General features: G+C 71.9%; 11 protein-coding genes. 5 read left to right on the top strand and 6 right to left on the bottom strand.

The features are described 5' to 3' along the window. Nucleotides 1-18 precede the first annotated feature (18 nt). Nucleotides 19-1,230: a nitrate/nitrite transporter gene (locus tag ACIBG7_RS30155; protein ID WP_397338407.1), complete on the top strand. Its 1,212-nt coding sequence runs from the start codon at nt 19-21 to the stop codon at nt 1,228-1,230. A gap of 1 nt (nt 1,231) precedes the next feature. Here ACIBG7_RS30155 and ACIBG7_RS30150 read toward each other — a convergent pair whose 3' ends face one another. Beyond that, nucleotides 1,232-1,375 carry a hypothetical protein gene (locus ACIBG7_RS30150; protein ID WP_397338406.1) on the bottom strand — a complete coding sequence of 48 codons (144 nt, stop codon included), beginning with the start codon at nt 1,373-1,375 and terminating at the stop codon, nt 1,232-1,234. A 257-nt stretch (nt 1,376-1,632) separates the two neighbouring features. Here ACIBG7_RS30150 and rho point away from each other — a divergent pair, with 257 nt between their 5' ends. The 4 genes from rho (at nt 1,633) to ACIBG7_RS30130 (ending at nt 7,171) form a co-directional block, all read left to right on the top strand. Further along, nucleotides 1,633-2,784, top strand: coding sequence for a transcription termination factor Rho (rho, locus tag ACIBG7_RS30145; RefSeq protein WP_357919397.1), 1,152 nt, complete (start codon nt 1,633-1,635; stop codon nt 2,782-2,784). A 47-nt stretch (nt 2,785-2,831) separates the two neighbouring features. Continuing rightward, the gene (locus ACIBG7_RS30140) at nt 2,832-3,662 is read left to right on the top strand and encodes a putative RNA methyltransferase (protein WP_397338405.1); all 831 of its coding nucleotides are present in this window, start codon (nt 2,832-2,834) and stop codon (nt 3,660-3,662) included. A gap of 151 nt (nt 3,663-3,813) precedes the next feature. Next, nucleotides 3,814-5,571, top strand: coding sequence for a prolyl oligopeptidase family serine peptidase (locus tag ACIBG7_RS30135; protein WP_357919391.1), 1,758 nt, complete (start codon nt 3,814-3,816; stop codon nt 5,569-5,571). A gap of 94 nt (nt 5,572-5,665) precedes the next feature. After that, a complete protein-coding gene (locus ACIBG7_RS30130; protein WP_397338404.1) occupies nt 5,666-7,171 on the top strand; it encodes an APC family permease in 1,506 nt (501 codons plus the stop codon). A 3-nt stretch (nt 7,172-7,174) separates the two neighbouring features. Here ACIBG7_RS30130 and ACIBG7_RS30125 read toward each other — a convergent pair whose 3' ends face one another. The 5 genes from ACIBG7_RS30125 to ACIBG7_RS30105 all read right to left on the bottom strand — a co-directional run bounded on the left by ACIBG7_RS30125 (nt 7,175) and on the right by ACIBG7_RS30105 (nt 13,528). After that, on the bottom strand, nt 7,175-7,366 hold the full coding sequence (locus ACIBG7_RS30125) for a ferredoxin (RefSeq protein WP_357919385.1): 192 nt from the start codon (nt 7,364-7,366) through the stop codon (nt 7,175-7,177). A gap of 3 nt (nt 7,367-7,369) precedes the next feature. Then, the gene (locus tag ACIBG7_RS30120) at nt 7,370-8,545 is read right to left on the bottom strand and encodes a cytochrome P450 (RefSeq protein WP_397338403.1); all 1,176 of its coding nucleotides are present in this window, start codon (nt 8,543-8,545) and stop codon (nt 7,370-7,372) included. 91 nt (nt 8,546-8,636) lie between these two features. After that, nucleotides 8,637-9,305, bottom strand: coding sequence for a response regulator (locus ACIBG7_RS30115; protein ID WP_397338402.1), 669 nt, complete (start codon nt 9,303-9,305; stop codon nt 8,637-8,639). After that, entirely contained in the window at nt 9,302-11,827 is a 2,526-nt protein-coding gene (locus tag ACIBG7_RS30110; RefSeq protein WP_357919376.1) for a sensor histidine kinase KdpD, read from the bottom strand. Before ACIBG7_RS30110 ends, ACIBG7_RS30115 begins: the two co-directional genes overlap by 4 nt. A gap of 162 nt (nt 11,828-11,989) precedes the next feature. Continuing rightward, the gene (locus ACIBG7_RS30105; RefSeq protein WP_357919374.1) at nt 11,990-13,528 is read right to left on the bottom strand and encodes a SpoIIE family protein phosphatase; all 1,539 of its coding nucleotides are present in this window, start codon (nt 13,526-13,528) and stop codon (nt 11,990-11,992) included. Between the last annotated feature and the right edge of the window lie 55 nt (nt 13,529-13,583).

Below are 13,583 nucleotides of genomic sequence, written 5' to 3'. Positions count from 1 at the left end.
AAAGCTAGCCTTGAGGGCATGGCGCTGCTCTTCTGGGCCGTCGGCGTGCTCGCCTATCTCGTCGCGGTCTTCCACCGACAGTCCCTCGGCGTCGCCTCCCTCGAAGCCGCCGCCCGCCTGGACTTGGGCTCCTCCGGCCTCGCCACGCTGGCGATGCTGCAGATCCTCGTCTACGCGCTCATGCAGGTCCCCGTCGGCGTGTTGCTCGACCGCTTCGGCTCCAAGCGCCTGCTGGCCACCGGCGCGCTCACCATGGCCTGCGGCCAGGCGCTCCTGGCCGTCGCCGACACCCTGCTGTACGGCGTCGCCGCCCGCATGCTGATCGGCCTCGGCGACGCGATGACCTTCATCAGCGTCATCCGCCTGGTGAACCTGGCCTTCCCGCCCCGGCGCAACCCGGTGATGGTGCAGCTCACCGGCCTGCTCGGCCAGCTCGGCGCGATCGCCGCCACGGTGCCGATGATCGCCGCGCTGCACACCTACGGCTGGGAGGCGACCTTCCTCGGCGCCGCCGGGCTCGGCGTGGCCGTGGCCCTCCTGGTCGTCACCGTGCTGCGGGAGAAGCGTTCGGAGCGCGTCTCCGAGCCCGGGCTGCGCGCGGCCTGGGCGCAGCCCGGCACCCGCCTGGGCATGTGGACCCACGCCGCCACGCAGTGCTCGGCCGCGGCCTTCCTGCTGCTGTGGGGCTACCCGTTCCTCGTCGAGGGCCAGGGGCTCAGCCCGGCCACCGCGGGCGTGCTGCTGTCCACGCTGACCGCGGTCGGGCTGGTCTGCGGGCCGCTGCTCGGCTGGCTCGCCGGGCGCTACCCGCTGCGCCGCTCCTGGCTCGTGCTGGGCGTGATCGGCTCCACGACGGCCGCCTGGACCCTCGTGCTGGCCTGGCCAGGACGGGCGCCGCTGTGGGTGCTGGTGCTGCTCGTCGTGGTGCTGGCGACCAACGGGCCGGGCTCCATGATCGGCTTCGACTACGCCCGCACCTTCAACCCGGCCGCGCGCATCGGCGCCGCCACCGGCATCGTCAACGGCGGCGGCTTCCTGGCCTCGATGGCGGTGATCGCGCTCATCGGGCTGGCGCTCGACCTGGTCGGCGACTACCGCTGGGCCTTCGTCGTGCAGTACCCCTTCTGGCTGCTCGGCGCGGTGCAGGTGCTGCGCTACCGCGCCAAGGCCCGGCGGCTGCTCGCCCAACTGGACGAGGGCGCCGGGGAGGTGCGAGCGGCGCTCGACTGACTCAGGCGGCGACCGGCTGCCTGGGGACGTACTCGACGTCGACGTCGGCGGCGAAGACCGCGCGGCGGCAGCCCGAGCAGCGGTACATGATCGGGCCCTCGTCCAGCTCGGTGCGGCAGCGCGGGCAGAGATTCTTGGTGTTCATCACGGTTTCCCCCTCGAGTTCATGTCCCCATGAGAACTTGAGACCATTGCAGCGCCCCTGCAGGGCACTTGACCGGCGAACCACCGACAACCATCCGGGAATAGCCCGATCGGGTGGTGTGTTGTGATGGGCAGCGCATGTGATACCTTGCGCTCAGGCGTTCGAGCTCAGCTCCGCCTTCCACCGGTTCCCTCTTGAGGACCGGCACATCTTCTCTCTTACCCCGCCTTTCCGGCGTGCCCTCAAGGAGGGTCTCCATGTCTGTACAAACCATTCCCAAACCCCGCGTAGCGTCCGTGCCCAAGCAGGCCAGGCAGTCCAAGCAGCCCCGGCAGGCCACGGAACCCACGCAGGTCAGCGGCCTGCTCGACCTGCGTGAGCGCACCGCGCACCTGCGCGCCTCCTACACGCCCTCACCCGAGGACGTACGGCTCCCGCCCGACCGGGCCCGCGAGCTCGGCCTGCGCTCCGGCGACCACGTCGTCGCGCTGGTCAACGGCGGCAAGCTGGTCGAGGTCGTGTCCGTCAACGGCTCGGCCGACTGGCGCTTCCGCCCGCACTTCGCCGACCTGACCCCCGAACACCCCGACGAGCGGCTCCGCGTCGAGACCGACTCGCTGACCACCCGCGTCGTCGACCTGTTCGCGCCGATCGGCAAGGGTCAGCGCGGGCTCGTCGTGGCCCCGCCCAAGGCCGGCAAGACCATGGTGCTCCAGGCGCTGGCCGCCGGGATCACCCGCAACCACCCCGAGGTCGAGCTCATGGTCGTGCTCGTCGGCGAGCGGCCGGAGGAGGTCACCGAGATGCGCTCGACCATCCGGGGCGAGGTCGCCGCCTCCACCTTCGACCAGCCCGCCCGCGACCACGTCGCCGTCGCCGAGCTCGCCGTCGAGCGGGCCAAGCGGATGGCCGAGGCCGGCCGTGACGTGGTCATCCTGCTCGACTCGCTGACCCGGCTCGGCCGGGCCTACAACATGATCGCGCCCAACGGCGGGCGCATCCTGAGCGGCGGCATCGACGCCGGCGCCATCTACCCGCCCAAGAAGTTCTTCGGCGCGGCGCGCAAGCTGCGCGAGGGCGGCTCGCTGACCATCCTCGCCACCGCGCTCGTCGAGACCGGCTCGCGCATGGACGACGGCCTGTTCGAGGAGTTCAAGGGCACCGGCAACATGGAGCTGCGGCTCAGCCGCGCCCTGGCCGAGCGCCGCATGTTCCCCGCCGTCGACATCGAGGCCTCCAGCACCCGGCGGGAGGAGCTTCTGCTCGACCCCGCCGAGAAGCAGGTCGTCTGGCGCCTGCGCCGCATGCTCACCGCGCTGGACCCGCAGCAGGGCATGGAACTGCTGGCCGGCAAGCTGCGTGACACCGCCTCCAACGCCGCCTTCCTGGCCGAGGCCCGCACCGCCTGACCAGCCCTTCCCTCCGGGCCGCGGCCCTCGTCGCCCACAATGGGCGCATGCTCGCTGACATCGTCGACCGTCTCCGCTGCCCGATCTGCCGCCGTCCGGTACGGCAGGCCGCCACCACGGTCGGCTGCGAGCAGGGCCACTCCTTCGACGTGGCGCGACAGGGGTACGTGAGCCTGCTGGCCGGTTCCCAGCCGCCCGGCACCGCCGACACCCCCGCCATGGTCGCCGCCCGTGCCGCCTTCCTGGCCGCCGGCCACTACGCGCCTCTGGCCCGGGCCGTGGCCGCCACCGTGGCCGCCCTCTCCCCCGAGTTCGTGGTCGACGCCGGGGCGGGCACGGGTTATTACCTGGCCGAAACGCTCGACGCGGTGCCCGGCGCGACCGGCATGGCCTTCGACATCTCCAAGCACGCCGTGAAGCGCGCGGCGCGGGCGCACGAGCGGGCCGGGGCCTTCGTCGCCGACGTGTGGCAGCCCCTGCCCATCGCCGACGGGGTGGCCGACGTGGTGCTCGACGTGTTCGCGCCGCGCAACGGGCCGGAGTTCGCGCGCATCCTGCGGCCGGGCGGCACGCTCGTGGTGGTCACCCCGGCGCCCGGGCACCTGAGCCCGCTGGTGGCGGAGCTGGGGTTGCTCTCGGTGGACGAGGCGAAGGAGGAGCGGGTCGCGCGCAGCCTGGCCGGCTTCGCCGAGACGGGACGGCAGGAGGTGCGGTTCGGGATGGAGCTGTCGCCCGAGGAGATCGCGCAGGTGGTCGGCATGGGGCCGAGCGCCTGGCATACCGACATGTCCCACCTTATGGAGCGTCTGGCGAAATTTCCGGACCTGACGGCTACACGGGCGGTGTTTCACCTTTCTACCTTCAGCGCGCTATCATGATCAAGCCTGATACTTGACCGCTGTCTGTGAAAAATGTTACCTATGGGGGATTTGAGGAGTAATTTCCTCACATTCCAGCACAATGCCCACATCTTTTCGGGTCCCAGGCGCAATACTGGACCGCAATCCGGAACCGCGATGGGGGAGGGGAATGAAGGCCGAGGAACGCTGGCACGCCAGGTTCCGGGCGCCGCGCATGACGTTGCCCACCTGGGCACGCCAGGCCCCGAACCGCGCGATCTACCGCTGTGACGTCTCCGGCACGTGGGAGGTCTACGCGTGGGACCGCGCGACCGGCACCACGCGGCAGGTCACCGACCAGCCCGCCGGGACCACCGACTACGCGGCCATCGACCCCACCGGCCAGTGGATCTACTGGTTCCGCGGCACCAACGGCGACGAGCTCGGCATGTGGATGCGCCAGCCCTTCCGCGGCGGCCCGGACGAGGAGGTCGCCCCCGGCGTCCCCACCGGCCAGCCCGGCGGCCTGGCCCTGTCGGCCACCGGCGTGGTGGTCATGAGCCTGGCCCACGAGGGCGGCTTCACCACGCATCTCATCCGCCCCGGCGAGGAACCGCGCGTGCTCTACACGCACGCCGAGGCCGCCTGGGTCACCGACATCACGCTCGACGGCGACCTCATCGCGCTCAACCACAGCGAGCACGGCGACTTCGGCCACCCGGCGCTGCGCGTCCTGCGGCAGAACGGCCAGCAGGTCGCCGAGCTCTACGACGGGCCCGGCCGCGGCGTCGTCGGCCTGACCTTCTCCCCCGTGCTGGGTGACCGGCGCCTGCTGGCGCTGCACGAGCGGCGCAGCCGTACCGAACCCCTGGTGTGGGACCCGGTCACCGGCGAGGAGCGGGAGATCTACCTCAGGGACGCCGGCGAGCTGACCGCCGAGTGGTACGCCGATGGGCGGGCACTGCTCATCCGGCGAGACGACCGTGCTCGTAGCTTCCTGCACAAGTACGACCTGGCCGGCGGCGGCATGACCGCGATCGACACCCCGCACGGCGTGATCGAGGACGCCCGGCCGCGCCCCGGCGGGCAGGTCGAGTACTCCTGGTCCAGCGCCTCCCGCCCGCACGTCATCCGCTCCACCACCGGCCAGACCGTCATGCAGAACGGCCCGGCGGCGCCGGCCAGCGTGCCGGTCGAGGACATCGACGTCGAGGGCGAGGGCGGGCGCATCCACGCGCTGGTCTCGCGGCCCGAGCACGGCTCCGCGCCCTACCCGGCGGTCTTCCTGATGCACCGCGGCCCGTGGCGCAACGACAACGACTCCTTCTCCCCCGAGGTGGCCGCCTGGGTGGACAGCGGCTTCGCCGTCGTGCGGGTCAACTACCGCGGCTCCACCGGCTACGGCACGGCCTGGCGCGACGCGTTGCGCGACAACGTCGGGCACATCGAGCTGGCCGACGTGGCCGCGGTGCGTGCCCACCTGGTGGCCAAGGGCCTCATCGACCCGCGCCGCACCGCCCTGGCCGGGCTGCTGTGGGGCGGCTACCTGACGCTGCTCGGGCTCGGCACCCAGCCGGAGCTGTGGGCGGCGGGCATCGCCACGATGCCGATCGCCTGCTTCCCGACCGCCTACGAGGACAGCTCGGAGGGGCTGCGGGCCCTGCACCGCACCGTCTTCGGCGGCCCGCCCACCGAGTATCCCGATCGTTACGCGGCCAGCTCGCCGATCACCTACGTCGAGCGGGTCGAGCAGCCGGTGCTCATCCTGGCCAGCGAGAGCGAGCGCAGCCTGTCCATGCGGCAGATCGAGGCCTACGTGTCAAGGCTCTCCGAGCTCGGCCGGGAGTACCAGCTCCACACCTTCGGCTCCGGGCGCGGCACCCTCGTCGTGGGCGAGCGCATCGCCCAGATGGCCGCGCAACTGGAGTTCGCGCGCAAGCACGTCTGACAGACCGTCAACTGTTAGCGCTCCGACCTGCTTGAATGTCAGCCCCCTCGGCTGTCAGCATCGCGCCACCCCAGCTCTGCCCGGAGGCGCGAACGTGAAGACCCCCACCCAAGAACCCGTGGCCGTCAACCGGCTCAAGAAGAACGCGGTCGGCCTCGTCGGCGTGATCTTCATGGCGGTGGCGACCGCCGCGCCGATCACGGCCATGACCGGCAACGTGCCGATGGTCGTCGGCTTCGGCAACGGGCTCGGCGTGCCGGCCGCCTACCTGTTCGCCACCGTCGTGCTGACCGTCTTCTCGGTCGGGTACACCGCGATGGCCAAGCACATCACCGCCGCCGGCGCCTTCTACGGCTACATCTCCCACGGCCTCGGCCAGGTCGCGGGCATGGTCGCCGGGTTGCTCGCCACGATGGCCTACGTGGTCTTCGAGGCCTCGATCATCGGCTTCTTCGCCTACTCCGGCCACGAGCTGTTCCTCACCTTCGGCATGGACGTGCACTGGCTCGTCTTCGCCTTCGTGGGGCTGGCGCTCAACGCGATCCTCAGCTACTTCGACATCAACCTGACCGCGAAGGTGCTCGGCATCTTCCTGGTGACCGAGATCGTCATGCTCGGCGCGGTCGCGCTGGGCACGCTGGCCACCGGCGGCGGTCCCGACGGGCTGATGGCCTCCTCGCTCAACCCGGTCAACGCCTTCACCGTCACCGGCCTGGTCGAGGGCGGCTCGGTGGGCCTGGGCCTGTTCATGTGCTTCTGGTCGTGGGTGGGCTTCGAGTCGACGGCGATGTACGGCGAGGAGTCGCGCGAGCCGAAGAAGATCATCCCGATCGCGACCATCGTCTCGGTGGTCGGCATCGGGCTGTTCTACACCTTCGTCTCCTGGATGATCGTGGCGGCCAACGGCGCCGGGGTCACCAAGACCGCCGCCACCGGCTTCGCCGCGATCTTCTTCGCGCCGACCGAGGGGCTCTTCGGCACCTGGGCGGTGGGCCTGTTCAAGATCCTCATCCTGACCGGCTCCTTCGCCTGCGCGATGGCCTTCCACAACTGCGCGGCCCGCTACCTGTACGCCATGGGACGGGAGAACCTCATCCCCGGCACCGCCAGGACGCTGGGCCGTACGCACCCGGTGCACGGCTCGCCGCACATCGCGGGCTTCGTCCAGACCGGCATCTCGGTGGTGCTGATCCTGGCCTTCTTCCTGGCCGACATGGACCCGTACCTGCACGTCTACACCCTGCTCGCGGTGCTGGGCACGATGGCCATCCTGATCGTCCAGACCATGTGCTCCTTCGCCGTCGTGGGCTACTTCCACGGCCGCAAGAAGCACCCGGAGACGGCCAGCGTGTGGCGCACCCTGCTCGCGCCGGTGGCCGGCGGCCTCATGATGGCCTACGTCGTGGTGCTGTTGCTGCAGAACCAGGAGACCGCGGCCGGCGAGGGCGCCAAGAGCGCCTTCTTCACCGCGATCCCCTGGATCGTGGTGGGTCTCATCGTGCTCGGTGTCGGCCTCGCGCTCTACCTGCGCTTCGTCAAGCCGGAGCGGTACGAGCTGATCGGCCGCATCGTCCTGGAGGACACGGTCGAGCGCGACTGACGCTCACGCCAGGCCGAGCGCGCCCGAGGGGCAGGTCCGCACCGCGCGGCGCACGGCGGCCTCGGCCGCCGGCCCGGGTTCTGGGAGGAGGACGGTCACCAGGCCGTCCTCCTCGGCCTGGTCGAACACCTCCGCGGCGAGCAGCGCGCACATGCCCGCGCCGACGCACCGCTCACGATCCGCGACGATCCGCATGGCCTACCCCCACCGCACCGGCAGCCGGTGCACGCCGTAGACGTCCATCCCGTCGCGCATCGGCACCTCCGCAGCCGGTACGGCGAGGCGCAGGTCCGGCAGCCGCCGGAAGAGCGCCGGGAGGGCGATCCGCAGCTCGATCCGGGCGAGCTGCTGCCCGAGGCACTGGTGGACGCCGTGCCCGAAGGCCAGGTGCCCGGTGGCCTCGCGGCGCAGGTCGAGCCGGTCCGGGTCGGCGAACCTGGCCGGATCGCGGTTGGCCGCCTGCATGGACAGCGCCACCGACTCCCCCGCCGCGAGGCGCACCCCGCCGAGCTCGACGTCCTCGACGGCGCTGCGCGCCCCGGTGTGCGCGATGGTCAGGTAGCGCAGCAGCTCCTCCACCCCGCGTGCCGGATCGGCCAGCAGGGCCTCGACCTGCTCGGGCCAGGTGAACAACGCGAAGGCGCCGAGCGCGATCATGTTGGCGGTGGTGTCGAGCCCGGCGCCGAGCAGGAAGGCGCCGATGCCGGCCAGTTCCTCGTCGCTCAGGTCGCTGCCGGCCAGGTCGCCGAGCACGTCGTCGCCCGGCGTCGCCCGCTTGGCCTCCACAAGCCGGCGCAGGTAGTCCTGGAGCGCGCCGAAGGCGGCCGACTGCTCCTCCACCGTGGCGCCGATGCCGCTGAGCGCGACGGCGTGGCGCTGGAAGGTCTCCCGGTCGGCGTACGGCACGCCGAGCAGCTCGCAGATCACCAGGGCCGGCACCGGCTGGGCGAAGGCGCTCACCAGGTCGGCCGGCGGGCCGAGCCGCTCCATCGCGTCGAGGTGCTCGGCGGTGATCTCCTCGACCCGCTCGGCGAGCTGGTTCATCCGCCGGACGGTGAACTTGCCGGCCAGCAGCTTGCGGTAGCGGGTGTGCTCGGGGGCGTCGATGCCGGTGAGGTCGCCGACCGGCGCGGGCGGCATCGGCCCGAGGTCGGCCAGCGGGTAGTGCATGAGCTCGTAGCGGGAGCTGAAGCGCGTGTGGTCGGCAGCGACGGCGCGGGCGAGCTCGTGGCCGGTGACCAGCCAGCCGAGGTGGCCGTCGGGGAAGCGGAAGCGGCGGATGGGCGCCTCCTCCCGGATCGCGGCGAGCTCGGGCGGGGGGTCGAAGGGGCAGCCGGCGGCGCGGGTGGACGGCAGGTCGGTCAAGGGGTTCATGGAACGGTCTCCTCGTTCGCGTACGCTACTCTCGTTATGCGAACACTGTACGCATGAGGCACGCCGTACGCAAGAAGAGACGATGTGCTCGTCACGGGCGGAAGCGGTACCCCATGCCCGACTCGGTGATCAGATGCACCGGATGCGCCGGGTCGCGCTCCAGCTTCTTGCGGAGCTGGGCCATGTACTGGCGCAGGTAGTGCGTCTCCTTGACGTGGTTGCGGCCCCAGACCTCGGTGAGGAGCTGCCGCTGGCTGACCAGCTTGCCGGGGTTGCGCAGGAGCAGTTCGAGGATGCCCCACTCGGTCGGCGTCAGCCGTACGTCACCGGAGACGGTCTTGTTGCTCAGGTCGACCAGGTGGTCGCCGATCTGGACCGAGGCCAGCTCCGCCTCGTGCAGGCCGACGCGGCGGGTGACCGCGCGGATGCGGGCGAACAGCTCCTCGATGTCGAAGGGCTTGGTCACGTAGTCGTCGGCCCCGGCGTCGAGCGCCTCGATCTTGTCCTGGTTGCCGGCCCGGCCGGAGAGCACCACGATCGGGACCGAGGTCCAGCCGCGCAGGCCGTGGATGACGTCGACGCCGTCGAGGTCGGGCAGGCCGAGGTCGAGCAGCACCAGGTCGGGGTGGAACTCGGCGGCCTGGCGCAACGCGGAGCTGCCGTCGGGCGCGACGGCCACCTCGTAGTGGCGGGCGACGAGGTTGATGCGCAGGGCGCGCAGGAGCTGGGGTTCGTCGTCGACGACGAGGATTCTGGTCATGGCGCGATCGGCAGCGAAAGGGTCATGGTGAGGCCTCCCCCTGGAGTCTCATCGGGAACGAGAGTACCGCCCATCGCCTCGGCCAGCCCTCGGGAGAGGGCCAGGCCGAGCCCGACGCCGGTGTGGTTGTCGCGGTCGCCGAGCCGCTGGAAGGGCAGGAAGACCCGGTCGTGCGCCTCGGCCGGGATGCCGGGGCCGCGGTCGATGACCCGGATCTCGGCCTGGTCGCCGTGCCAGCTCGCCGAGACCAGCACGCCGTGGCCGGGCGGGCTGTAGCGGACCGCGTTGGACATCAGGTTGACCAGGATGCGCTCCAGCAGGGCCGGGTCGGCGATCACCTCGGGCAGCTCGAACGGGATGTCGCCCTCGACGCGCTCGCCCAGCGGCCCGAGGTCGTCGATGGCCCGCGGCACGACCTCCTCCAGCGCGGTGGGCTGCAGCGCGAGGCCGAGCACCCCGGCCTGCAGGCGGCTCATGTCCAGCAGGTTCTCGACCAGCCGGTTGAGCCGCAGCAGCGACTCGTCGGCGGTAGCCAGGAGCTCCTCGCGGTCCTCGGCCGACCAGGCGATCGCGGTGTTGCGCAGGGAGTCGACGGCGGCCTTGGCCGAGGCGAGCGGGGTGCGCAGGTCGTGGCTGACCGCGGCCAGCAGGGCGGTGCGCATGCGGTCGGCCTCGGCCAGCGGCCGGGCCTGCGCCGCCTGCTCGCGCAGCCGTTCCTGGCGCAACGCGACCGCGATCTCGGCGGCGAAGGCCTCCAACACCCGCCGGTCGGCCGCGTCCAGCAACCGGCCGCGCGCGGCCAGCACGAGCGAGTCGTCGATCGGCACGTCGGTGTCGCCGAGTCCCGGGCAGGTGGCCGGCTCGCCGCCCGCGGTGGCCAGGATCCGCCACGCCTGCGGCACGTCCTGGTCGTCCGGGCTGGGCGAGCCGGCCCGCTCAAGCAACGTGACCGAGCTCAGCCCGAAGGTCTCGCGCAAGCGGGCCAGCAGCGAGGGCAACGCCGCCTCGCCGCGCAGCACGTGCCCGGCCAGGGTGGCCAGCAGCTCGGCGTCCGCGCTGGCCCGCACCGCCTCCCTGGTACGGCGGGCCGCCAGGTCCACGATGGTGCTCACCGCGGCGGCGACCACGACGAAGACCAGCAGCGCGAGCAGGTTCTCCGGGTTGGAGATGGTGAACTCGCCGGTGGGCGGGGTGAAGAACCAGTTGAGCAGCAGCGACCCGCCCACCGCCGCGGTGATCGCCGGCCACATGCCGCCGATCAGCGCGACGCCGACGACCAGGCTCAGGAACAGCAGGATCTCGCTGGTCAGGGAGAGCCCGCCACGCAGCGGGCTGAGGGCGAGCGTCAGCAGCGGCAGCCCGGCGACGGCGGTGATCCAGCCGGCCAGGCGGCGGCTCCGGGTCAGCGCGGCCCGCGATCTGGAGCGCCGGGAGCGGCCCCGCTTGGCCTCGGCGTGCGTGATCATGTGCACGTCGATGGCGCCAGAGCGGGCGGTGGTCTCCACGCCGACCCCGCGCGACAGGATCTGGGCGAACCGGCCCCGCCGCGAGGCGCCCAGCACGAGCTGGGTGGCGTTGACGCCGCGGGCGAAGTCGAGCAGCGCCCGGGAGACGTCGTCACCGACGACCTGGTGGTAACTGCCGCCGAGCGACTCCACCAGGGTGCGCTGGCGGGCGAGGCTGGCCGGGTCGGCGCCGGTCAGGCCGTCGGCGCGGGTCACGTGTACGGCCAGCAGATCGGCGCCCTTGGTCCGGGCGGCGATGCGCGCGGCCCGGCGGATCAGCGTGTCGCCCTCCGGGCCGCCGGTCAGCGCCACCACGACCCGCTCGCGCGCCTCCCAGGTGCCCTCGATGCCGTGCTCGGCGCGGTAGCGGTCGAGCTGCTCGTCGACCTTGCCCGCCACCCACAGCAGGGCCAGCTCGCGCAGCGCGGTGAGGTTGCCCTCGCGGAAGTAGTTCGACAGCGCCGCGTCGACCTTCTCCGGGGCGTAGACGTTGCCGTGGGCCAGGCGGCGGCGCAGCGCCTCGGGCGACATGTCGACCAGCTCGACCTGATCGGCCCGCCGGACGACCTCGTCCGGCACGGTCTCGCGCTGCGGGATGCCGGTGATCTGCTCGACGACGTCGTTGACCGACTCCAGGTGCTGGATGTTCACCGTCGAGACCACGTCGATCCCGGCGGCGAGGATCTCCTCGACGTCCTGCCAGCGCTTGGCGTTGCGCGAGCCGGGCACGTTGGTGTGGGCCAGCTCGTCGATCAGGGCGACCTTGGGCGCGCGGGCGATGACCGCCTCGACGTCGAGCTCGGTGAAGCCGGCGCCGCGGTGCAGCATGCGCTTGCGCGGCACGACCTCCATGCCGTCGAGCAGCTCGGCGGTGTTGGCGCGGCCGTGCGTCTCGACCAGGCCGACGACGACGTCGCGGCCACGCGCCAGCGCGCGGCGGCCCTCACCGAGCATCGCGTAGGTCTTGCCCACCCCGGGGGCCGCCCCCAGGTAGACGCGGAGCCGGCCTCTGGTCATCGCCGGGCCGCGCGGTTGTCGTCGATCAGTCTCACTCTGCCCGCCATGGATGATCCGGATTCAGCGTACGCCTCTCCTCAGCAAAGCGGGACTTTGAGGCGGTTTGTCACTTCTTGACGCGATTTATACGGACTTTCCAGGATTCTTGATGGCGTGACTACGTCAGCGGTCCGCGCGCAGGACCAGGATGGCCAGGTCGTCGGCGCTGGGCTCCGGCGCGAAGTCGGCGGTGCCCCGGCGGATCCGCTCGGCCACCGCCCGCGCCGACAGGCCCACGCACTCGGCGAACATCTTCGCCAGCCCGCCGTCGTCGTCGAGCAACCGCCCGTCCCGCCGCCGCTCGGTGACCCCGTCGGTCACCGCGAGCAGGACGTCGTCGTGGGCCAGATGGACGGTGTCGGCCTCGAAGACCACCTCGGGGAAGACGCCCAGCAACGACTGCGGCGTCGTGACCGACTCGACCACGCCGTTGGGGCGCAGCACCAGCGCCTCGGGGTGGCCTGCCGAGACCATGCGCAGCTCCAGGCCGTGCTCGGTGGGGGTGATCTCGCCGTGCAGCAGGGTGAGGAAGCGCGAGCGCTCACCCTCCTCCAGGATCGCCTGGTTCAGCCGGCCGAGGACGGCGGCCACGCCGTACCCCTCCCTGGCCAGCAGCCGGAGGGTGTGGCGCGCGAGGCCGGTGACCGCGGCGGCCTCCGGGCCGGTGCCGCAGACGTCGCCGATGGCGAAGCGCCAGGAACCGTCGCCGGCCTTGAACAGGTCGTAGAAGTCGCCGCCGACCTCGTTGCCCTCACCGGCCGGGTCGTAGACCACGCCGTAGTCGAGACCGGGCACGACCGGCTCGCTCGGCGGCAGGAGGCTGCGCTGCAGCGCCCGGCGGGCGGCGGCCTGCTCGGCGTAGAGGCGGGCGTTGTCCATGGCCAGCGCGGCACGCCGGGCGATGTCGCCGGCGAACTGCACGACCTCCTCGGAGAAGCGCTCGAACCGGCCCAGGCACATGATGCCGAGCGTGCGGCCACGGGCGGTGAGCGGCACCGCCAGCACCTGCGACTCGCCGAGCTGCGTGGCGGCCAGCGAGCGCGGCACGCTGAACTCGGCAAGCTCGGCGCGGACCGCGTCGATGCGGCCCTCGTCGGAGTGCCAGAGATAGGCCAGGTGCTGCGGCGCGGACGGCGTCTCCAGCGTGTAGACCGCGCACCAGGTGGCCAGGCGCGGCACCACGATCTGGGCGATGATCGCCGGCACCATGTCGGGGTCGAGGGTCCCGGCCAGCAGGTCGCTGGCGTCGGCCAGGAAGCCGAGCCACTGCGGGCCCTGGCCGCCCGACTCCTCCGACCACTCGGCCTGCGCCATGTCCATGGCTCCGGGCAGGGCCAGCCTTGCCCAATGGATACGGGATTCGCCCGAGAAGGTGATCCCCCACTCCTCGACCTCGACCGTGGGACCCTTGGGCTCGTGGTCGTCGGCGGCGCGCTGGCGGACCTCGACCTGCACCGCGTCGCCGAGGTGCTTCCAGATGATCTCGAAGGGTTCTCCGGCGGTCTGCCTGGCGAGCTCACCTGCGAGTTCCTCGGCGGCGGCGAGCAGCGGAACCGCGGCCCACGCGGTCATCACCTCACGGGTGAACTGCTGTGCCGAGGGCACGGCAGTGTCGCCGGGAGCGAAGGTGGCCGCCAGGAGGGCCCGCGAAGAACCAGTCATCGCTCCGTGCCTACCACACTTCGCGTTGACATGGGGTAAATCCAACGACGGGACT

Source organism: Nonomuraea sp. NPDC050328 (assembly GCF_044459405.1).
Classification (GTDB): domain Bacteria; phylum Actinomycetota; class Actinomycetes; order Streptosporangiales; family Streptosporangiaceae; genus Nonomuraea.
The sequence above is the reverse complement of the archived record's forward strand: the minus strand, read 5'-3'. Positions and strand labels throughout refer to the sequence as shown.

Excerpts from the sequence above, each read along its gene's own strand:
- rho (WP_357919397.1), top strand. The coding sequence starts at position 1,633 with ATGTCTGTACAAACCATTCCCAAACCCCGCGTAGCGTCCGTGCCCAAG.
- ACIBG7_RS30105 (WP_357919374.1), bottom strand. The coding sequence starts at position 13,528 with ATGACTGGTTCTTCGCGGGCCCTCCTGGCGGCCACCTTCGCTCCCGGC.
- ACIBG7_RS30150 (WP_397338406.1), bottom strand. The coding sequence starts at position 1,375 with ATGAACACCAAGAATCTCTGCCCGCGCTGCCGCACCGAGCTGGACGAG.
- ACIBG7_RS30110 (WP_357919376.1), bottom strand. The coding sequence starts at position 11,827 with ATGACCAGAGGCCGGCTCCGCGTCTACCTGGGGGCGGCCCCCGGGGTG.
- ACIBG7_RS30120 (WP_397338403.1), bottom strand. The coding sequence starts at position 8,545 with ATGAACCCCTTGACCGACCTGCCGTCCACCCGCGCCGCCGGCTGCCCC.
- ACIBG7_RS30135 (WP_357919391.1), top strand. The coding sequence starts at position 3,814 with ATGAAGGCCGAGGAACGCTGGCACGCCAGGTTCCGGGCGCCGCGCATG.
- ACIBG7_RS30140 (WP_397338405.1), top strand. The coding sequence starts at position 2,832 with ATGCTCGCTGACATCGTCGACCGTCTCCGCTGCCCGATCTGCCGCCGT.
- ACIBG7_RS30125 (WP_357919385.1), bottom strand. The coding sequence starts at position 7,366 with ATGCGGATCGTCGCGGATCGTGAGCGGTGCGTCGGCGCGGGCATGTGC.
- ACIBG7_RS30155 (WP_397338407.1), top strand. The coding sequence starts at position 19 with ATGGCGCTGCTCTTCTGGGCCGTCGGCGTGCTCGCCTATCTCGTCGCG.
- ACIBG7_RS30115 (WP_397338402.1), bottom strand. The coding sequence starts at position 9,305 with ATGACCAGAATCCTCGTCGTCGACGACGAACCCCAGCTCCTGCGCGCC.